Source organism: Isosphaeraceae bacterium EP7, from assembly GCA_038400315.1.
Classification (GTDB): domain Bacteria; phylum Planctomycetota; class Planctomycetia; order Isosphaerales; family Isosphaeraceae; genus EP7.
In genome coordinates, this window is the sequence record CP151667.1 from 5,283,332 (window position 1) to 5,305,055 (window position 21,724).

Consider the following 21,724-nt stretch of genomic DNA (forward strand, 5'->3'; position numbering starts at 1 on the left):
GAGAAATCACCGAGTAAGATGTAGCACGCTGGTACCGAACTCCTTGGAACCAATCGCCGCGGTCATCGATCAGCTTGCGATGGAGATTTGAAATGCGGTCTGGAGATATACACTGGATCCGAATCCGTTGAGACGCGAGGGGTCGGTGCGTTCTCCTCAAATCAACTCCCTGGTAGGCTGAGATGCCATAGTCCTGGGGGAATACAACGCCGCTCATCGGCCTTCCGCCCTCTTCTATGCGAGCGCAACGCCGGTTAACCTCGCCTCCTCTCCCGCCTTCCGGCGGACACTCGGTTTGGCGTCGATGCGAGGTAGGTCATGCGCCGCACTTTCATGTCCGTTCTGAGCATTGCCGCCCTCGGGGCCTTGGCGGGCCTAGATTCTCGGGCGCACTCGGCTGATGCTCGCGTCCTCCTCCGCCCCGATCGGGTCTACGACGGGAAGAACGAGATGCCGCACGATGGCTGGGTCGTCCTCGTACGAGGCGAACTCATCGAGGGCGTTGGAACGCCCGCCGAGGTGAGAGCGCCGGCCGACACACGAGTCATCGAACTGGCCGGAACGACCTTGATGCCGGGTCTCATCGATGCCCACACCCACGTCCTGCTCCACCCCTACGACGAGGCACCGTGGGACGACCAGGTCCTGAAGGAGCCATTGGCCCTGCGTGTCTGCCGCGCGACCAACCACCTCCGCTTGGTGCTCGACTCCGGGTTCACCACAATCCGCGACCTGGGAACCGAGGGGGCCGGCTACGCGGATGTCGGGCTAAGGAAGGCCGTCGCCGAAGGCATCGTGCCGGGGCCGAGGATGCTGGTCGCGACCCGATCGATCGTCGCCACCGGCTGCTACGCGCCGAAGGGATTCGCCCCCGAACTGACTATCCCGCAGGGAGCCGAGGAAGCAGACGGGGGAGATTCGCTGGTACATGCCGTCCGCGACCAGATCGGCCGAGGCGCCGACTGGGTCAAGGTCTATGCTGATTCCGCGATGGGAGGCCGGGAGGTGCGGCCGTCGTTCACCATCGAGGAGTTGAAGCGGCTCGTCGAGACGGCCTCCTCGGCCGGTGTCCCGGTGGCCGCTCACGCGATGTCTAAGGAGGGGATGCGGCGGGCGACTCTGGCGGGTGTGGAGACGATCGAGCACGGCAACGGCGGCGACGCCGAAGTGTTTGCGTTGATGGCCGAGCGAAAGGTCGCGCTCTGCCCAACTCTAGCCGCGGCTGAGGCGTTGGGCCGGTACAACGGCTGGCGGCCGGGGACCACCCCCGAGCCGGACGACTTACGCTCGGCAAAGGCGGCGGTCCGCTCCGCGATCAAGGCTGGCGTCACCATCATTAATGGCAGCGACATGGGGGTATTCGCCCACGGCGGGGGTGTCCGCGAACTCGAACTACTCGTCAAGTGCGGGCTGACACCGTCCATGGCTCTCCGTGCGGCCACCTCCGACGCGTCGCGGGCGCTGCACCTGGGCAACCGACTGGGGGCGGTCTCACCCGGCCTGAAGGCCGATCTGATCTCCGTCGAAGGTGACCCGACCAAGGAGATCGGGGCCCTCCGACGAGTCCGCCTGGTGATGAAGGATGGCAGGATTGTGATGGAGAAGAGGGATTGATGACGCCAAGGCCCTCATGATTCGAGTGGCGTCAGGGGTACACCTGCTGGGGGCCGGAGCGAATCCGTGGAAGATGGCAGCGCGGTCCGGGCATGATCTCCATGCACGGGGCAACCTGAGCCGGTATTGTCTTATCCTTACGGATCGAGCTAGCCCTGTGCGAGCCAAGTTGAGAACGATCCGAACTGAGCCGAGGGAGTACCTGCGGAGGTCGTCATGGGAACTTTCACCGCCTTCAGATGAGGTTCTAGGTCGGGCAACCAGGACGTCCGCACGGTTTCGGGGATACAGTGAGTGGGGCGACAGATCAATCAGGTGATGAGTCGGTACGAGACTCTGACGACCTGGCCGCCGGTACGACCCACTCAGGAGGGGCGTCGAGGAAAGAGACGACGCCCGGGCCCATGATCGTTGTACTCGCCGAGAAGCCGTCGGTCGCCCGCGAGTTGGCCTCGTTTCTCGGTGCCAGCTCTCGCCACGAAGGATACTTCGAAGGGCGGGGCTATCAGGTGACCTGGGCCTTGGGTCACCTCGTCACCCTCAAGGAACCGCAGGACTACGACCCGGCGTTGAAACGCTGGTCTCTCGAGACCCTGCCGATCGTCCCCGAGAGGTTCGGTCTCAAGCCTCTAGATGAGAAGGGGTCTGGAAAGCAACTGGCGGTGGTTCGACGCCTCTTCCGCTCCTCCGACGAGCTGATTTGCGCCACCGACGCCGGCCGCGAGGGCGAGCTGATCTTCCGCTACATCCTGGAACTGACCGGCTGCGAGGCCAAGCCGGCCCGAAGGCTCTGGCTCAGCTCACTGACCACCGAGGCGATCCGAGACGCCTTCGCCCGACTGCGACCCCTGTCCGACTACAACGCGCTGTTCGCGGCGGCCCGTTGCCGGAGCGAGGCGGACTGGGTCGTCGGCCTGAATGCGACCCGATACTACACGGTGCGCCATCGGGTTGGGGGGCTACTCTGGAGCGTGGGACGGGTTCAGACGCCGGTCCTCGCTCTGATCGTCCGACGCGACGACGAGATCCGCGCGTTCAAGCCCGAGCCATTTTGGGAGCTGCAAACTCGCCACAGATCCGTCGTCTTCAAATTCACCGGCGACCGCTTCACCAAGGAAGATCCCGCGCGTGAGCTGCTACTCCGCGTGGAGGGCCAACCACTCACAATCCTGGGCATCGATCGCAAGCCGGAGCGGGTCCCGCCGCCGCAGCTTTACGACCTGACCGACTTGCAGCGTGACATGAACCGCCGCTTCGGCCTGTCGGCGGACGCCACACTCAAAGCGGCGCAGTCGCTTTACGAGGCCAAGCTGATCAGCTATCCGAGGACAGACTCGCGGCACGTGGGCGCCGACATGAGGCGGAAAATCCCTGGAATTCTCGCCGACCTGCAAGCCCTGAAACCGGCCGAGATCGGCAAGCTTAACCTGGACGCCCTGCCCTTCACTGGGAGGATTGTCGACGGCTCGAAGGTGAGCGACCATCACGCGATCCTCCCTACGGGCAAACGGCCGGGCGACCTGCCGCCCGGGACGAAGAAAGTCTTCGATGCCGTCGTCAACAGGCTCATCGCCGCCTTCTATCCCGCGTGCGTGAAGGAGGTGACGACTGTCTCCGGCACGTCGGCTGAAGTCCCGTTCCGGGCGCGGGGAGTTCGGATCGTCGAGCCCGGCTGGACGGTGCTCGATCCTCGAAAAGAGGATGCCAGAAAGGCCGACGAGCCCCAGGATATGCCCGCATTTCAGCCCGGCGAGAGCGGACCTCACGAGCCGTTCGTCAGCAGGGGCGAGACAGCTGCGCCGAAGCCCTTCACCGAGGACAGCCTGCTGGGGGCGATGGAGACGGCCGGGAGGCTGGTCGACGACGACCAGCTCCGAGAGGCGTTGAAGGAGCGGGGCCTTGGCACACCCGCGACGCGGGCGGCGATCATCGAGACCCTACTGACGCGAGGCTACATCGCCCGCAGCGGAAAGACGTTGACGGCGACCGACCCGGGCCGATATCTCGTCGCCGTGATCAGGGATCGGGGCCTGAAATCCCCCGAATTAACGGGTGAGTGGGAGGCCAAGCTCCGGAAAATCGAGAGAGGCCAGCTCGACCCGCGCCAATTCATGTCGGAGATCGCCCGCTACACGGGCGAGATCGTCCGACCCGGCGACTCCTCGGCGATCGACCCTGCACGTCTCGGTGAGTGCCCGCGCTGCAAGCGTCCTGTGATCCAGGGCAATCGAGGGTTCGGCTGCTCGGGATGGCGAGAGGGATGCCCGTTTGTCCTCTGGCGAGAGCACGACGGCCGTTCGCTCGATGTTGACCAGATTCGGGCCCTGTTGCAGCATCGGACACTCTCCCCCACCAACGAGTCGGGCGGGACCAGCCCGACGATCCTCCACCTTACAGATCAAGGCGAATTGACTTCGATCCCGATCCCCTCCGGCGGGCCGAGACGCACCGCAGGTAAGCCGGGTCGCCGACCTGCCGGCGTGAAGGCCGGGCCGATAGCGAAGCGTCGCAAGTCGACCGCCAGCAAGCTCGAGGATAAGCTCCCCGGGGAACCGGCAAAGGGTTTTACGCAGGGCTCCTTCGGTGCGTGTCCCATCTGCGGAGCCGAGGTTGTAGAGCAGGAGAAATCCTACGGCTGCAGCGGATGGCGAAAGGGTTGCAAATTCGCGATCTGGAAGTCAATCGCCGGCAAGCGGATCACGGCCCGCATGGCCCAGACGCTCCTGCGACAAGGAATGACTTCGGTCATAAAAGGATTCGTGTCGAAGTCCGGGAAGCCATTCGAGGCACGATTAAAGCTGGACGCTGGCGAGGTCCACTTTGAATTTTGACCGACCTTTTTATAGTCCTTTTCTTTCGCCTAAACCAGTGGCGCGGACTGCTACTTCAGGATATCGTCCATAGCCAAGTTCAGCCTCGCTGCCACCCGCCCACCTCGGTCAGGGGTTGCATGGCGATGCGATCGGCACACGTCCCTGCGGAATAGTCGGGGGCATTGCACGATTGGAACCGATCGCTGCGCTTCGTCGCCCGTAGCCATGTCGAGGCGGTACGCCGGCCTCGACACTGGACCACGCCGAGAAATTGGAGACCGAGGCCTAGAGCGGCCCGACGCTTCATGGACAAAGCGAGTTAAGCGAATCCAACGGCACAGAACGGGTGTCTGTATTAAGGATGACTTCAGGGGTCGCCTCCATGAGTGGCGCCTGACTGGGCAGCCTTCTTCTTCCTGATAGGCCGGTCTCCGACGACTCATCGCGACTATGGAGATGGTGGCCTCTATGGCCTCAGCCGAGCGGCGGGCACGCCTGGTGTCTCGCCTGAAAGAACAGTATATTATACCATTTCCATAACATTTAAGATGAGCGTCAGCGGCTTGACGGTGACGCGGTCCTTGAGGACTTCGTTAATCCCGGATGCATCGAGGCGAAGCGGAGACGCAGGGAAGGGTTGCTCACCATCACCAAGCAGCGCCACGCCGGCACCTTCATCGTCGGGAGACCTCCGCGGGTCAGCAGAGCGCCTCGTGATCAGCAATCCTCCGGCCAACCTTTCAGAATCAGGTCATTATTAACCCAGCGGTTCGATGCCCAGTGTGAGTTGGCCGATCTTGGACTGGAGTCGGGCCACCAACTCGTCGCAATGGTCGAACGGGCGACTCTTCATGTCAGGGCCGTGATTGTTGAGGAAGGCGCTCCGCCATCCCGAGAGAGTGGCGGAGTTGAAGCCCAGAACGTGTGAGAGAAGATCAGGTCTTCGCCACTCCTGAAAGGGTGGGGAATGGCCTCGGCCTAGCGATTGGCTGAGAATCATTCGCGATCTTGAGTATCACATGGAGTGCCATTTTTGGGCTTCTGGGCACTCCTTCCAGGGTCATTATGGGACCAGAGAAAAGCTTCGGCCAAGGAATCGAGACCTCGCCATCGATGCCCTCCTCGCGGAATTAGCATGCTCATATCCGCGTGCGATGTTCGTGGGAAAATCCAAAACCTCAAACTCATCCGATCAGTTCAGCAATTGGTTTACCGTGATCCACAATCGGTGTGGGGCGTCCATTGAAGTCATTGATCAGGACTTTCGAGCCGTCAATACCCAGGTGGTGATAGATTGTCGCCAGGAAGTCGCCGGGGCTGCAGACGCGCTCGATTACGTCCTCACCCCGCTTGTCGGTGGCGCCGATGACGCGTCCGGTGGGTATGCCGCCGCCGGCCCAGAGGTTGGAGAAAGCACGCGGCCAGTGGTCACGGCCTGGCTGTACGGTGCCCGCCGTGGCGCTCGCGTCGCCGGCGCCAGTGCTGCGGTCGTATTCGATCTTTGGAGTGCGGCCGAACTCGCCGGTGACAACAACGAGAACTCGCTTGTCCAGGCCACGCGCGTAGACATCCTCGATGAGCGCCGTCACGGCCTGATCGTAGGCCGCGGCGCGGAATCGCATGGCATCGAAGACGTGATGATTCACCGCGTGATCGTCCCAGTTGTTGACCCTGCCGCAGAGGGGTCCGCTCAGGCTACTGGTGATGATCTCTGCGCCGGCTTCAACGAGCCGGCGGGCCAGAAGGAGTTGCTGCCCCCACCGATTTCGCCCGTATCGGTCGCGGATGCGCGGATCCTCCTCGCTCAGGTCGAACGCCTTCCGAGTCTGCGGATTGGTCAAAAGTGTCATTGCTTGCGTTTCAAACTGATCTAGCGCACCGAGTTCACCCTCGCGGTCGAAGCTCCGCTCCAGATTATCGATGCTCTGACGAAGGGCCACGCGATCGCCCAACCGGATCGCCTCGGCAGGATTGGCGAGGCCGATGTTGGGTACCTCGAAATTCTCTCGATTGGGGTCGTCCAGCACCGAGAAAGGTGAGTACGCATCGCCGAGATAGGCAGGCCCATTGTATTCCAATGGGGGGTTCACCCCTACGTACCTGGGGAGGGGGTTGGTGCGTTCCTGACCCTTCGAACGCAGGTAATTGGCGACTGACATCCAGTCCGGGAGCTTTGGCTTCGTTTTGTCACGTTCATCGATGTCACCCGAGAGCATTTGCATGGATCCAGCCGGGTGGCCCGGACCCCTGTGGCTCATCGAGCGCAGGATTGTGAACTTGTCCGCGATCTGCGCGTGAAGCGGTAAGAGCTCCGTGAACTGCAAGCCGGGAACCTTCGTGTCGATCGTCTTGAACGGTCCACGGTACTCACTGCCGATATCAGGCTTGGGGTCGTAGCTATCAAGGTGCGAACAACCGCCCGGCAGCCAGACCATGATCACCGCTGACTTTTCAGTGCTAGATGGTAGTGGGTTCGCCGCGCGTAGTTGCATCAGGCCCGGCCAACTCAGGCTTGCGAAGCCCGTCAGTCCCAGACGCATGAAGCCGCGACGACCGAAAGGACCAGGGCAAGGGGCGTTGGGTCGAGATCGGGTAGATGATGTTGACATAGGTTTACGCCGGTAAGAGTTCGAGAAACCAACGGACCCCGGTGTTCGACGGTACTCACGGAGATTTCGGGGGCGACTCGGCACCGAATACGGCCAGTTCTTGCCCCGTCGTCCCATTCCATACTCGAAGCAGGCTGTCCTCGCCGCCACCGATGATGATGTTCGCAGTTGCCGAACTGGCCGCCGATTGCATGAAGTCGGGGAGATTGGGCATGGCCCGAATCTGTGCTCCGCCTTCGTCCACGATGCGGACCAGGTTGTCCCCGGACGACGTGAGGATCTGATTGGTCGCTCCGATGAACTGGACCGATGTCACTTCCTTACTCCAGCCTTCGACCTTCCTCTTACGCTCCCCCGAAATCATGTCCCACATGACCACGACGGTGTCCGCGCCAGAGGTGGCGAGCACTCTCCCGTCCGCGCGGAACGACACCCCAAGGACATGATGTGTGTGCCCTTCGAGCGTATTCATGAGTTTGCCGCTTGCTATGTCCGTCACTCGTGCGATTTTGTCCGCTGCACCGGAGGCGAGTAGTTTACCGTCGGGAGAAAAGTCGAGGCTGAGCACCGCATCGGAATGACGTTCCTTCCACTCGTTGATCAACGTGCCATTCTCGAGATCCCAGAGACTGATGTCACCGGAACGCGTCGGCTCCCCCCCGCCTGCTGCGAGCGTCTTTCCGTCGGGGCTGAACCGCAATGCGTTCACGCGATCAACAAACGGCGACGCTGCGGTCTCACCGCCGATCGTACGCTCCAGGATCCAGCGGGATGGGGTACTGACGCGGCTTGTCAAACCATCCGCAGTGGAGGTCGTGATCGCACCATTGGCGCATGATTCGAGGGAAACAGCCGCAGTCATACCGCTGCTTGCCAAGTGCTGAATCGGCAAGCCAGATGCAACGGCCCAGATCCGGAGCGATCCGTCACTGTATGCGGCGGCGACGGTCTCTGTATCCGAGGAGAAACGCACGGCCAGCGGCTGAACCTTCCTGGACAGCGCAGCTTTCCTGGTCAAGGCCGAATCCGCCGACGCCTTGTCCTTCGAGGCGTTTGCTTTCGTCAGGGCAGCGTTGACCGCGTCGACAGCACTCTTGTTCCGAGCTTGGGCCGCCGAGTAATTCTGGGCTTCGATTTCCGCATCCTTGAGGTGGATCTTTCGGGACTTGAATGATGCCAACGACGTGCTCTCTGCCAAGGTTGCGGCCATGAGCTTCATCCGGGAGTCAGTCAGAGACTTCTCGAGTGCGGCATCGGGCTTCCCGCCAGGAGACTTCGCAATCTGGTCCGTGACCGTGGCAACAAGATTCTGCGCCGCCTCCCTAGCTTCGCTCGTCTGCTTTAGCTCGTTCTGCTTTTCGACCAGGTCCTTTCGTACAGTTGCGATGGTCTCGTTCGCCTTCTTGAGCAGTTCTTCCAACGCCTTGTTCTGGGTCTCGATGCGTGCCACTTCTTGTTTCTGAAACGCCATCTCGAGCCCCTCCGCCGCAACGACCCTGTCCAGTGCGGCCATTTGCGCGTTGGTATCCACGTCGCCGCTCAGCTCGATGATGGGCTTCCCCGCCGAAAGCTCCCAGACCTGCAGAGTTCCGTCGGCACGGCCCGCGGCGAATCGCTTGTCGTCGCCAGACAGCCCGAGAGTCACGACACCGTCGATCGCCAGCTCACGGCGAGCCGGCTTAACCTCGGAAGTGTTCCACAAATGCACCTTGCCATCCGTACTCGCGGCGAGGAGCAATGCGGATCCGGTTTCGATCGCCGTGATGACTCCGGTCGCACCCTCGAGTTCCTTCGAGACGACTAGCCCCGACTTCTCCCCGGCAGGCCAGGACCAGATACGCGCGATCTTGTCCTGTCCCCCCGTGGCGATCGCTTTGCCATCGCGTGTCCACGCCAGGCTACGAACGCCGGCAAGTCCCTCTTTACTAGCAATGCGATCACCCGCCACGAGATCCCAGAGGCTAAGCGACCCGTCGGTTCTGTAGACTGCGGCCATCGAGGCATCTGGCGAGAGTCTCAGCAGCGTGATCCTACCCTGGCTCCCCGTCGGGATTGTTTTGAGCGACATCCCGTTTGCAGCATCGAGCACATGAAGGATCCCTTGCATGTCGGCACTAACGACCTGAGTGCCGTTTGCAGAAAGCACGGAGAGAACAGCGCCAAGTGCCGGGTCGCCCTTTCGGGTTGTGACGATCGAGTTTTCCCGCCGCCAGATTTTCACCTCGCGGAAACTTCCCGAGGCGAGCCTCAGACCGTCGGGACTTAACGCGAGCGACTGCACTATCGCTCGATGGGCGACTCCCGTAATTTGAGGAGACCCCGGCTTGCTGAGCGAATCATCCGCAAGTCGGGTCACCAATTGCCGAGTCGCCAGATCGTAAATGAAGACCTGATTCGCCCGGCCGCAGGCGGCGAGCCGGCCGTCCCGGCTCATCGCCACGCTATAAATCGGATTAACGCCCGGCGGCAAGGGTTGCCAGACAACTTGCCTCGCCTGATTGAGCGAGCTCTTTGCACCCTGGTCAATCCATGCCTTGAGCAACTCGAGTTCTTTGGGCGTGAGCTTCGAGGCGCCGCTCTTGTTTCCCTTCGGCGGCATCTCGACGTCCCCGGTGTGCGCCGCAGCCTGAAATATCAGGCTCTCCGCCCCGTTGCCAGGGATCACCCCTTCACCCGAGTCGCCCCCTTTGCGCATCGTCTCCGGCGTCTCCATATTCAGAGCCGCCTTGGTGATCGTTTTGTTATGACAGGCGATGCAGTTGGACTTCAGAACCGGATAGACATCGCGATAGAAGTCGATTTCCGAGCCGGTCGCGAAGGGATTGACCAAGCACAAACAGACGCCAACGATGGCGCCGACGGAGAACGGGCGAATGGGGCGTTGCCGAGGGGGCGCACTCATTTCTGATCCTTGGGCGTGACAAGAATTCGAATGGGTTTCGCCACCACGATATCGACGATGTCCTTGGGCGCGGCCGCATCGGTCGCGGCCTTCATACGCTTGGCGGCCTCGACCTTGGCAACTTCGGCCGACTTCCGCTTTCCGACAGCAGCGATCGCGAGATTCTCGGCTTCCAACTTCTTGTTGGGTGGAGCAACCTGCGCCTCGTCAGCGAGCTTCTTGGCGGCCTCGGCAATGGCGATTGCTTCTAGCTCAGCCTTCTTCTGCTCCTCTTCGGCCAGCCTCACGGCCTCGGGATTGTAGCGGTATTTGGCCACGGCACTGCCGTACAAGACGAGCGCATACTCTCCGGGCGGCATCGTCGAAGACGTCAGGTCAATTACGACCTCCGAGCCGGCGGCCTTGAGCGGAATGTCGATCGCGCCGACGCTTGGGAAGTCTGCTCCCAAGGGGCTCAGCTTGATCGACGTGCCCGTGAAATCGCTCCTCCAAGTGACCTTGAGAGGGATCGTGAGCTTATCCCCCACCTTGGCCTCCCAGACCTTGTTCTCGGCCGGTGCGATTGTGACGGGCGCGCCCTCCGACCGACAGACCGAGACCGGCACATCGGCGACCAGGCGCGGGTTCGGAATCTCCTGACTCGCGTCATACACCGGCCAGACCATCGAAGCGAGACGGCCGGGTCGCGTCACCGTTTTCCCGTCGACCTGAGCGAGGCCAAAAATTTTCGCGGCGCCTAACGAACGAGGGGCATCATCATCGGCACTGATCAGCAACGTCCCCACGGACTTGCCGGCCGGGATCTTCAAGCCGCAGGCGGACACACCTTCGGGGAGATCGGACATACCAAGCTCGATCTCGCCGTCGAACCCATCTCGACGTACGACCACAACCTCAAGGGCCATCGTCGACCCCGCGCGGAGCGCGATCGGTTTCGAGACTGCGTTGCGATCACCGTTCCTCAGGTTCATATGAAGAGCCCACGCGGCCAGTGCGAAATCGGGCGCCGGCTTGCGGATGATCAGCCGGTAGACGTGGCGAGCTTCGCTGCGTGTGCCGCCGAACAGGTCACGCAACTGGAGGCGATACACCCCGTCTTCTTTGATCTCAAGCTTCCCGAGAGAGTCCGCGGACCCGGCGTCGTAGACCGGTCCATCGTACGAATACCCGTTGCTCGATGGCTTGATCGGGCTGGGGATATCGTTGAATTCCGCCACGTCGTCGAGCTTCTCGCCCGAACCGTCAGGCGTCACCCGCTGCACGAGGACGAAAGGATCCGTGGGCAATCCGAGACGCTCCGACGCGACTTCCACCCACCACACCTCACCCTTCTTCGCCGCGAACTCGAACGTGTCGACGTCCGCGGCCGGGAAGAACTTGCCCTCGATCTCGCAGGGAAGCGCGATCTTCTGCGACTGGGCGTGCTGATTGTTGGGTTCCGTCTCCGCGACCTTAGAGAGGTTTGACACCACATCCGGGACCCAGGAGAACGAACTCACGGTCGACGTCGAGGGCTGTCGCGGCGCGGGACCGGTGCCGGGTTTTTCGAGAATGGCCAGCCGATAGAAGTGCGCGGGACCACCTTGAAACGTCAGGCCGTGGACCTTGACGAGATACCGGCCCTCGTCCGGGGCCGTGAAATCCAGGAGGCCACTGCGGCGATCGGCCAGCAGGTCGCGCCCCTTGGAATCGGCGATGATCAACACCGGCTTCAGCTTCGAGTCGATCCCGAGCGCGGCGCATTCCACCACGTAGCGCCGGCCTTTCGCAGCCTGGAAGGAATAGAAATCCACGCTTTTCGGGCTCATCACCGCATTGCAGATCGAATTCGACTCGAGCCCCAGAGCAGTTTCGAGCGAGGAATTCGGCTTCACTCGGGTTACCTCCGGCAATCCACTCACCGAGAAGGCCCGAGAGGACGAGACGCCCAACCGCGACACCACTCGGGCGTCGTACACGCCCAGGGGGATGTCGGCGGCGATAGTGACGACAAACACGTTGGCATCCGCGGTCCCCGCCTCGGTAACCTTCCGTCTCGAGGTGATAGCGGGATGGGAGAATCGCAGATCGTCCGCCCCGTCGATACTCTCGCCCGTGATCGAGACCTCGAAGCTGGAACCAGCCCTCCCCCCCATCGGCATGATCGTGAGCAGACGAGGCGCGGGGAGGCAAACCTCCTGGGAGAGCGCCACGACGCGGAGGCAGAGTCCCATCATGCCGGCAGCGAAACGAATGAGTGTTTTTTTGCGCATGATATTAGTGATTGTAGAGGTACTCTTTGGTGTTGATAATCGCCCAGAGCAGGTCTTCATAGGCATCGCGTTTGGCCCTTTCGGGCTCGATCGGATTGCCTTGCGAGTCGACCCGCACCTTGGCGAGATACGCCTCGGCCACCTTGATCTCCTCAGCACGCGGCTCGCGCGAATAGGCGGCCAGGTAGAGTTCTCGCACCTTCTCGGACTCCGGCTTGTTCGATTTCGACAAGAGGTCCGCGCGTCCGCCGGGCGTGTTGAGTTTCGACTTCACATCGGCCGCGTTCATCAGATGCAGGCTCTGCGCCAGACTCGGCGACTGGACCCGCTCGCACTCGCAAACGCTCGCCCCCTCGGGCCTGCCGAAGACCTGCAAGAATGGCGAACTTCGGTTGTAGCTGTTGTCGGGAAGCGAGATCGCGCGCGTGCCGGGAGGCAGATCGGCGAAGTCGGTGACTGAGCCGGTGAGCCGGTCGAGCGCATCCAGCAGCACCTCGGCTTGCAGTCGCTTGGGATAGTAGTGCGAGAAGTTCTGTCGATCGATGCCATTGGATGCGTTGGGCATCGCGCTCAACTGGTACGTCTGCGATTGGGTGATCACGCGGACCACGGCCTTCAGGTCGTAGCCGCTGGCGACGAAGTGGTTGGCCAAGGCATCCAAAAGCTCGGGATTCGTCGCCGGGTTCGTTTCTCGGATGTCGTCCTCGGGCTCGACGAGGCCCCGCTTGAAGAAGTGCTTCCAGTAGCGATTCACCAACGACTTCGCGAAGAAAGGATTCGACTTGTCGCTCATCCAATCGGCCAGTTTCAGACGCGGATCCTCGTCCTGGCCGATCGCCAGAGCCTGCCCTCCCAGTACTGCGGGTTTGACCGGGATCTTCGTCTTCTTGTTCTCCAACTGGGCCATGCCGCGCTTGTGAAAGATCACGTCCTCGCCACGAGTTGAGGTCGGCTTCCGTCCGACTCGGCTGAAGAATGCCCCGAGACTGTAGTAGTCATTCTGGCTCCATCGCTCGAATGGATGATGGTGGCATTGTGCGCATTGCATTCGCACGCCGAGGAAGAGCTGCGCCACGTCTTCGAGCTGCTGTTGAGGCTCTAGGACCCGCTTGTACCAGGCCACGGCCGGGTTATCCGCGATCGTCCCGGTCGCAGCCAGTAGCTCACGCACCATCTGGTCATAAGGCTTGTTCGCCAAGAGACCGTCGCGCACCCAGGAGTGGAAGGCGAAGTTTGCCGTGATGTCGCTGGTGTCATCTCGCTTGTTCCGAAGGAGCGCGGTCCACTTGTTGGCGAAGTAGTCCGCATAGTCCGGGCTGCTCAGCAGCGACTCAATCAGCCGGTCGCGCTTGTCCGACTCCGTGCTCGAGAGGAATGCAGTCGTTTCTTCCACCGTAGGTAAGCGGCCAGCGATATCCAGCGAGACGCGACGGAGAAACGTGGCATCCTCGCTGACTGGGGACGGTGGAACGCCCACCTGCTTCAGGTTGGAAAAGACGAGCGCATCGACAAAGTTCTTCTCGGCGGGCATTTGCGTGACGGCCACGCCCAGCGGAATGGAGGCGATGTAGACGGACACCATTCCTTGGTAGCGCACCATCACGGCCACGTTGCCGGGCACGTCGAGAATCTTGACGAGGCCATCCTCGTCCGACTCTGCCATCCCCTTGTCATTGGGCTCGTAGAGCGCCATTCGGGTGACATCCCGAGCATGGCCGTCCGAATAGTGGGCTAGCACCTTGAGCTGCTGTTTCCCGTGAATCGCCATCACGTTCCGCTTCGGCTGCACCTCGATCGACTTGAGTGATGGGTCGCTCTTTTCGCCGTAGGCCATGCCTTCGCTGATCCAGCGGGCCAACTGTTGGTAGGACTCCGAACTTGGATCGAGTCTCTTGCCGCCGCCGTGAGGGACGACGTTCGCGGCCTTCAAGAGCAGCAAGCTCTGATCCGGAGCCGCCGGAAACACCCTCCGGCCGTGCCCCTCCTTCACAATATGCTCGTAGTCCTCCAGGGGTTCAAAGCCGAGCAACGACAGTCGAAACCCATTCTGCCCGTTTCCCGCCTTTGCGTGGCAGCCCCCCGCATTGCACGAGGCCTTGGTCAGTATGGGCATCACATCATCAACGAAGCTGAGCCTTCGGGCTGTCTCGCCCGCGAATCCGGGGGTTACATGCAACGCCAGGGCGGCGACGAAGGCGAGCTTCAGGCAAACGGTTCTTAGGCAATTCCGTCTCATTGGCCCGCTCTTTCCCTGGTAGAGAGCACGCATTTCCGCCGCCCTATCCCCCAGACACGACATAAGCTTATCTCTCACAAAAAGTTGGCGTCAGGGGGCCGTCTAGTGAAGCGCGACCTGAAGGTCGACTCGCGCGAGCGGACAACCAATCGAGAGATCCACATTCTGAATCCTCGGCATCAGGCTTCGTTTGGATCGGTACGCCAACGTAGTAGGAAGGGGCAGTCAGGCAAGTCCGCAGGAAGGACACCGAATCTTCTAAGGGAGGGATGGCTCGATCGAAAAAAGAATGACCGATTTCCTCGGCGTTTGTGCAGAATAAGTTTAACATCCGAGAAGCTCAGGTGTGAGCTCGATCTCTCCGGCGTTTACTGATCGAGACACCTGCCTCGTCTAGCCACCAGCTGTAGGTGGGCTCGATAAGCCTGCGGATGCAGAGCCCGTTCACTCTTTTGCTTCCGCAACAAAACGAGTTGAGGTCCTCGCTTCACGGATCGGGGGTCTACGGGATGGCCCTCCATGTCTACCCAGAACCGACCGTGGCGAATCAATCCCGTCAGAGACGAAATTCGCCGATTCCTCGTCCACCTTGATCAGAAGAGTTCCTCGATCGGTTTACCCGCCCCGACGATAGAGACTGGCCGTCCCGAGGCGTCGGGGAAGTGGAGGTCGAGCGGGATGTCGAGGGATCGATAGATCGTGGCCAGTACGTCCTGCGGGCTCACCGGTCGCTCCCTCACGTCTCCCCCACGCGACTCGCTGGCGCCGACGATTCGCCCGCCGTTCAGGCCACCGCCGCCGAGGACGACCGTGAAACAGTTGGCCCAGTGATCGCGTCCTGCATTGCCGTTGATGATTGGCGTGCGTCCGAATTCGCCGGCGCAGAGGATCAGAACGTCGTCGAGCATTCCGCGCTGATCGAGGTCTTCCACGAGGGTGGCGATGGCTTGGTCGAGGGGAGTCAGGTGCTCTTCGAGGTTCTTCTCGATGTCGGTGTGATGGTCCCAGTAGCCCGTGTTCACAGTAACGCACGTACTCCCCGCTTCGATCAGGCGGCGGGCCAGCAGGGCACCTTGGCCGTAGAGGTGGCGGCCGTAGCGATCGCGCAGGCGCGGATCTTCCTCCCGGATGTCGAATGCTCGACGGACATGGTCGCCGGTGACCATCTCAAGTGCCTGCGTTTTGAAGGCATCAAGACCTTTCAGGACGCCGCTGGTGTCGATGTCGCGTCTAAGGGAGTCGAACTCCCGAAGTGCGGCGGACCGAGACCGTACCGCGTCGAGCGTAAGACCATCAGGAAGTGCAAGATTGGCGACCCGAAAATCGGCCGAGTTAGGGTCGGCCCCGACCTCAAATGGCTGGCTCGCCGCCCCCAGATAGAGGGAACCCTGATAGCCGAAGGCTTCCGATTTAGGGATCGTCACATACGCGGGCATCTCTGGCGATCGGGGCCCGGCGGCACGGGCGATCACCGAGCCGAACGAAGGCTTCTGGGGCGCGTTGCGTGCCAGGGTCGGACCGAAATAGCCGGTCTGCATCCAGTGCGCGGAGGGGGCGTGGATCGCGTTGCCATGCTGGACAGACCGGACCAGGGAGAGGCGGTCCATGACCTGCGCCTGGCGGGGGAACCGCTCCGTGACGAAAACTCCGGGGGCAGTGGTCGGGATCGGTCGATACGGCCCGCGAAACTGTGCCGGGGCGTCCGGCTTCATATCGTAGGTATCTTGCTGACTTAAGCCACCGTGTGTCCAGAAGACGATCAGCGACCGCTTACGCGCGGACGATGACGGGATGTTCGTCCGTGCGACCGCCCGTGCTCTAAGGACGTCGGCAAGGCCCATCCCGAACGCCGGAACGCCGAATTGGAGCAGCCGGCGCCGGCTGACCGCACGATTCAAAGGGTGGATTCCGCCGGGGTTCGGCATGGCCCCTCCTCGATTCAATGATTGAACAGAAACTCGGCGGAAACCAGCAGCGACCAGACCAGCGACTCGAACGCGTCGCGGCGATCCGCCCCGGACTCAAGGAACCGCCGAGCCTTCACGACCTCGCCGGGACGCGCCGGTCGGCCTAGGACACGAACGAACAGGTCATCGACGACCTCCGCGACAAGACGAACGTCGTTCGCCATGCGAGTTGGCAGCCCGTCCTTGGCCTTCAGTTTTTGTTCCAGGATCGGCGAGCCGATCAGCGCGAGTGCCTGACCGAGTGACGCCTCGTCGACACGTTCGCATTCGCACGCCGAAGAGCGAGCAGGGCGGCCGAATACGTCGAGGAATGTGCTTGGTACCGTCTCGTCGGGCAGGTCGAGTGCTCGAGTCCCCGCCGGGAACTTGCCCGGGCTGCCCGCGAACTCGGTGGCGACACCGAGGGCGTCACTGAACGCATCCAGGAGCACCTCGGCCTGGAGGCGTTTGGGATAAAAACGGGCGAACGTCTGATGGTCTTCCCCATTGGTCCCGTTCGGCTCCGCGCTCGAGGCATAGGCTTCGGAGTTGCAGCAGACTCGGATCAGGTGCTTGATGTCGTAGCCGCTCCGGGCAAAATCGCGGGCCAGAGTGTCGAGCAGCTCGGGGTGACTCGGCGGATTCGTGCTTCTGGCATCATCGATCGGGTGGATCAGTCCCCGGCCGAAGAAGTGGCCCCAGATCCGGTTGGCCATCGTGCGGGCGAAGAAGGGATTTCCCGGGTCGGTCATCCAGTGCGCCAGGCTCGCACGAGGATCGTCGTACGGACCTACTGAGAACTCCGGCCCGCCCAGCGGGCGGGGGGTCATCGTTCGCTTCGTGCGGGGATTCTTAACCCGACCCTCCGACGCCACGAAGATCGTTTGATTGGTGGGGACCTCCGCGTCGGCAAACCCTCCCTTGCGCCCAACGCGGGCGAAGACCGCAGCCAGACCGTAGTAGTCGTCTTGACTCCAGCGCTCGGCGGGATGGTGGTGACACTGAGCACACTGCACGCGGACGCCGAGGAAGGCCTGGGAGATCGATTCGACATAATCCTGCGATGTACGCACCGATCGATACCAGACCGTCGGAGGGTTATTCTCCTGGCTGCCGACGGCCGTGAGGATCTCGGAGGCGAAGCGGTCATAGGGCATGTTCGACCCTACCGCCTCGCGAATCCAGGCAGCAAAGAGGGTCGTGCCGGCTCGCTGTTGACTGGTAGAATAACCGCCGCCTCGATTCTTAAGGATGTCAGCCCACTTAAGGCCGAACAGGCTGGCGTACTCGGGTCGTTCAAGGAGGCGATCGATCAATCTGGCTCGCTTGTCGGGGCGGGCATCGACAAGGTAGGTGCGAACTTCCTCGGGCGTCGGAATCGTGCCGCAGATGTCCAGGCTTGCGCGACGGAGGAAAGTCGCGTCATCGGCAGGCGGCGACGGCTCAATGCCCAGGCGCCGCCACTGCTGTCGCAAGAGCCGGTCAACCCACGTCCCGCCCTGCTCTGCCTCGGACGTCGAGGCAAACGATTTCGGGGTGTGATATGGCACGGTTCCATGGAACACGCCGAACTGGTCGCCGTAACGAACCATCACGGCGAAGAGGCCGCCACGATCCTTCGTCTGGATCTCTCCCGAGGCGCTTACCTCTGCCACATCGGGCTCGTTCGACTCAAACAGCGCCAGACGGGTCACGTCACGGGTCGAGCCGTCGGAGAGCGACGCCCGCACCCGCAGAGACACGCGGACATTCCTCGACAATACGGAGTCGCCAGGTTCGATTTCGACACGCTGGACGACAGGATCGTCGTGACGAGGGGGTGGTGCTCCCTGTTCGACCCAGCGACGTAGGACGCCATAGTCCTCCGAATCCGGTGTGATGAGTCGCCCGCCGCCGTGGGGGACGATCCCGGTTGCCTTGAGAAGTATCAGGCTCCCCTCGGGCGACGCGGGGAAGATCCGCCGTCCGCGCGCCTCGAGGACCATCGCCTCATAATCTTCAGCGGGCTCGTAACCGAGCAGCGAGAGCTTGAAGCCATTCTGGCCGGTGTCCTTGCCATGACACCCGCCGCTGTTGCAACCAAACTTCGTGAGTAACGGGCTCACGTCGGTGGTGAATGCGACTCGCAGGCCGATCGAGGGTTCACCACCAAGAGCTTGCCAAGCCGGCAGTCCGAGCAACGCCGAGAAGACGACGAGCCATCCCGCCGCGCCCTGTGTCAGGTACGTTCTCGAAATGGCCCTTCGATCCGGGTCGTTCATCGGATGATCTCCATGTCGATGAAGCATCCGACGTGGTGGATCGGTTCGTCCTCGAGGGTACCGACCGCCTCGAGCCGCAGCGTCGACTGCCGGCCGAGCGGGGCGTCGTCCGAGGCGACAACCTGAAGGACGCCGCTCTCGGTCTGGCCGACGAACGTGACGCCCATCGCCCGCAAACCGGTCGCACCTTCTGGCGCGTACAGCTCTGTATGAATCTTGCCGATGAAACCGTTCCGCCGGAGTGCCCGGTAGTGGATCTGAACTGTCTCCCCACGCTTGATCGTCTTGGGGGTCTTAGGGTCGACTCGAAGATCGATGGCCCCGGGCCCCACCTCGACCGTCACGGAATCCGAATAAGCGATGATTGCCTGAGTACTCGGCTTCGTTCCCGGCATTTCGGAGGGAGCGGTCACCTCCAAATCAGCCCGGACCGCGAACGTGTAGGGGCCCGGCGAAAGCCGCTCAGGGACACGAAGGCTAACCCAAATCTTGGAGGGATCAGCGGAATCGCGGAAGATCCGATCGACTGGGTCTGCGGGGATGCCGACTCCGGTTAATGCGACCGTGCCCAACTTCCATCCAGGGGAGACATCCAACTGGACCAGGACGTCCATGACTGTTCCCTGGGAAACGGACGTCCGGCTCGGCGTCGCAGAGACCAGGCCGAGGGCCTCGGGCCCGGTCGCAGCCACGATACGGCCGGTCAGGCGTGTGGAAGCGGTCGGCGGACCGGTTGAAACTACGGTCGCCCCACGCGCCTGATGCACGACCTCGACCCCGCCCAGGTCGGCACGGCCGGTCAGCGTGAATGCTCTCGGTTCCCGGCTCGCATCGAGGCTCGAAGAGACAATCAAAGGAACGCGAGTCACGCCCGGCCCCAGCCAGACGTCCGGACAGTCGAAGCCATCGGGGAGTCCGGAAGCCGTCACTCGAATAGGCCGCGACAAGCCTCGATTACGTGTGGCGACGAGTTCGATCATCGCCCGACCTCCTCGGGGCACGCTCCACCCGACGGAGCCCTGGTCGCCCCCGGGAGCAGCCAGGAGCTGGAAGTCGGCCTCCTCGCGTCGGACGCTCAGCCGGTAGAGCCGGCGGGGGTCCCGACGCGTGCCTCCGATCAGGTTTCGCACCAAGATCCAGTAATCGCCTGTCGCCGGCGCGACCCAGCGTCCGGAGGGATCGGAGTGGCCGGTCTTGATCACGCCTGCTTCCGGATCGACCAGGGTATCGGTCAGGTGGAGGAGCTCGCGTTCGGTACGGGCGTCGAGCACGGACAGGTCCAGATCGACTGGGGCGCCAATACGTTCGCCAAAGAGTTCCAACCAGACGACCTCGCCCCGATCGGCGTGAATGAGATACCAGTCTTTCTCATCACCGGCTTCGAGCCGCCCGCAAACCTCGCTCGGCCAGGAGATCTGCTGGGCCTTCGTGGGCTTATGGTTCTTCTCGGTGTCGAGAAGGACGGGAACGTCGGTGATTCCCACCAAAACCGGCGCGGGCGCGCCCGGAAAATCGACAGGGAATTCATCGACCGAGAATCGCGACGGACGCTCAAACGTTCGCGTCAGGGGCGATGCTCCGGGCGCCGGCGGGGTCACGTCGACCTCGACCTGATCGAACTGAGACGGATCGGATCCGGCACTACCGGCTCGTCCCAGATTGCGTCCGAACAGGGTCACACGCGTCGTTCTGCCCCGCTCGACGACGTTCGGCCACGCGGAATCCACGCGCGGGCCTGTGTCGATATCGACCCGATAGACGTGTTCGGGACTTCCCGTATTCGTGAGATCAGACACGTGGACCACGTATTGGCCGTCGGCAGGCGCGAGGAAGTCGATCAGGGGATCGAGTCCCTCGTATCCTCGGCTCGAACCCAGGCGAAGGCCTCGCTCGTCGTCCAGTTCCAGCACCGCGCGGAGCTTCGAGTCGAGCCGTTCTGCCCACCCTTCGATCACCACGCGCTGGCCTGACCGAGCGTGGAAGCGAAAGACATCAACTTCGCCCGGATTTTTGATCCTCCCGCAGAGCGACACGTCGAGCTCGACCACCTGAGCTTTCAATCCAATTCCCTTCGACTCACTTTCCGAGAGAGTCGCACGAGGGCTCACGAAAAAGCCGCGTGGGCAACTCAGGCCGTTTGCACCGAGAGCGCGGAGATCGTAGAGGCCGGGAGAAATGTCGGCCGGGATCTCAATTGTGAATCGCGATTCGCCACGTTTCATCGCCTTGATGCGCGGCTCGTCGCAAAGCAGCGTCGAAAGCCCTTCGAGGCCTGTGCCGCTCACCTGCACATCGACCGAGGTGCCGACCCTTCCCCCGGGTGGAAAGACGATGGTCAGGAGGGGCGAGGACCCGTCGGCGATCGCCGAACGTCCAAGTCCTGCCTGGGCGAAGGTCAGGAATGTCGCGACTGAGATGAGCCAACGAAGGACTGGTTGGAGCATTGGCGGCGCCTCAGATCATTCGAAACCGAAGGTCTCTGGAGTAAGCGAGGCGTACGGCGAGGCGAACGGAGGGAGTCGTGGTGGGTTTTAGGCAGGGTTTCGTTAGTCTGCCGTGACTGCGGCTACTTAATGCCAACCGACATGAGGCAATCCGGTCGATTGAACTCACCCCAGGAACTCCGGAAGCTGAGCCCGGATGACACGAGGCAAACTATTGTTTAGCACCTCGGAGCCGCGGGGTCCAGGGGCGAGTATCGTCGATCCAACGTCCGCTCCTTGGCTGATCGAACCTGGTGATCACCGACGGCTGGGGAATCGAGAGCATCCTGGCAGGAGTCCGCCCGAATTGGGTGGTGCGATCAAAGCTAGGTGAACGGGAGAGCCCGGCCGCGACGGCAATGAGGCACGTTGTGAGGAACGCGGCGACGTCGCAGGTCGTAGTCAAGCAAGCCTGTACCCTCATGGACAATCACCAGGAGGTCAGGCCTTTGGACCGCCATCGGACGAGCCAGATTTGGGACCTACTCGATCATCTGGGTGTGGGAAGCAGGACGTCGGATTTCGGCATCGTCGGGGAATTCTTCGTGGGTCTCGAAGCGATGCGATCAGCTGACAGGTCCAGGTGGAGGTTCCTCGACGGATTCTAC

At 62.1% G+C, this 21,724-nt stretch carries 10 protein-coding genes; 3 read left to right on the forward strand and 7 right to left on the reverse strand.

Annotated features, from left to right (window positions below):
- Nucleotides 1-318: 318 nt before the first annotated feature.
- On the forward strand, nt 319-1,614 hold the full coding sequence (locus tag EP7_RS20590) for a metal-dependent hydrolase family protein (RefSeq protein ID WP_463524026.1): 1,296 nt from the start codon (nt 319-321) through the stop codon (nt 1,612-1,614).
- A 404-nt stretch (nt 1,615-2,018) separates the two neighbouring features.
- Nucleotides 2,019-4,445: a type IA DNA topoisomerase gene (locus EP7_RS20595; protein WP_463524027.1), complete on the forward strand. Its 2,427-nt coding sequence runs from the start codon at nt 2,019-2,021 to the stop codon at nt 4,443-4,445.
- A gap of 1,166 nt (nt 4,446-5,611) precedes the next feature.
- Here the strand turns inward: EP7_RS20595 and EP7_RS20600 are convergent.
- From EP7_RS20600 to EP7_RS20630, 7 genes are all read right to left on the reverse strand, one after another.
- Nucleotides 5,612-6,967, reverse strand: coding sequence for a DUF1501 domain-containing protein (locus tag EP7_RS20600; RefSeq protein ID WP_463524028.1), 1,356 nt, complete (start codon nt 6,965-6,967; stop codon nt 5,612-5,614).
- Between the two features lie 124 nt (nt 6,968-7,091).
- Entirely contained in the window at nt 7,092-9,938 is a 2,847-nt protein-coding gene (locus tag EP7_RS20605; RefSeq protein ID WP_463524029.1) for a c-type cytochrome domain-containing protein, read from the reverse strand.
- The gene (locus tag EP7_RS20610) at nt 9,935-12,190 is read right to left on the reverse strand and encodes a serine protease (protein WP_463524030.1); all 2,256 of its coding nucleotides are present in this window, start codon (nt 12,188-12,190) and stop codon (nt 9,935-9,937) included. Before EP7_RS20610 ends, EP7_RS20605 begins: the two co-directional genes overlap by 4 nt.
- 4 nt (nt 12,191-12,194) lie before the next feature.
- Nucleotides 12,195-14,489 carry a DUF1549 and DUF1553 domain-containing protein gene (locus EP7_RS20615; RefSeq protein WP_463524031.1) on the reverse strand — a complete coding sequence of 765 codons (2,295 nt, stop codon included), beginning with the start codon at nt 14,487-14,489 and terminating at the stop codon, nt 12,195-12,197.
- 530 nt (nt 14,490-15,019) lie between these two features.
- On the reverse strand, nt 15,020-16,351 hold the full coding sequence (locus EP7_RS20620) for a DUF1501 domain-containing protein (protein ID WP_463524032.1): 1,332 nt from the start codon (nt 16,349-16,351) through the stop codon (nt 15,020-15,022).
- Between the two features lie 14 nt (nt 16,352-16,365).
- Nucleotides 16,366-18,633 (reverse strand): DUF1549 and DUF1553 domain-containing protein, encoded by a 2,268-nt coding sequence (locus EP7_RS20625; protein WP_463524033.1) that lies wholly within the window; start codon nt 18,631-18,633, stop codon nt 16,366-16,368.
- A complete protein-coding gene (locus tag EP7_RS20630; RefSeq protein WP_463524034.1) occupies nt 18,630-18,977 on the reverse strand; it encodes a hypothetical protein in 348 nt (115 codons plus the stop codon). Before EP7_RS20630 ends, EP7_RS20625 begins: the two co-directional genes overlap by 4 nt.
- Before the next feature lie 840 nt (nt 18,978-19,817).
- On the opposite strand from EP7_RS20630, the gene EP7_RS20635 reads away from it, so the two are divergent.
- Nucleotides 19,818-20,603 (forward strand): hypothetical protein, encoded by a 786-nt coding sequence (locus EP7_RS20635; RefSeq protein WP_463524035.1) that lies wholly within the window; start codon nt 19,818-19,820, stop codon nt 20,601-20,603.
- Nucleotides 20,604-21,724 lie beyond the last annotated feature (1,121 nt).

Excerpts from the sequence above, each read along its gene's own strand:
- EP7_RS20590 (WP_463524026.1), top strand. The coding sequence starts at position 319 with ATGCGCCGCACTTTCATGTCCGTTCTGAGCATTGCCGCCCTCGGGGCC.
- EP7_RS20595 (WP_463524027.1), top strand. The coding sequence starts at position 2,019 with ATGATCGTTGTACTCGCCGAGAAGCCGTCGGTCGCCCGCGAGTTGGCC.
- EP7_RS20600 (WP_463524028.1), bottom strand. The coding sequence starts at position 6,967 with ATGCGTCTGGGACTGACGGGCTTCGCAAGCCTGAGTTGGCCGGGCCTG.
- EP7_RS20605 (WP_463524029.1), bottom strand. The coding sequence starts at position 9,938 with ATGAGTGCGCCCCCTCGGCAACGCCCCATTCGCCCGTTCTCCGTCGGC.
- EP7_RS20610 (WP_463524030.1), bottom strand. The coding sequence starts at position 12,190 with ATGCGCAAAAAAACACTCATTCGTTTCGCTGCCGGCATGATGGGACTC.
- EP7_RS20615 (WP_463524031.1), bottom strand. The coding sequence starts at position 14,489 with ATGTCGTGTCTGGGGGATAGGGCGGCGGAAATGCGTGCTCTCTACCAG.
- EP7_RS20620 (WP_463524032.1), bottom strand. The coding sequence starts at position 16,351 with ATGCCGAACCCCGGCGGAATCCACCCTTTGAATCGTGCGGTCAGCCGG.
- EP7_RS20625 (WP_463524033.1), bottom strand. The coding sequence starts at position 18,633 with ATGAACGACCCGGATCGAAGGGCCATTTCGAGAACGTACCTGACACAG.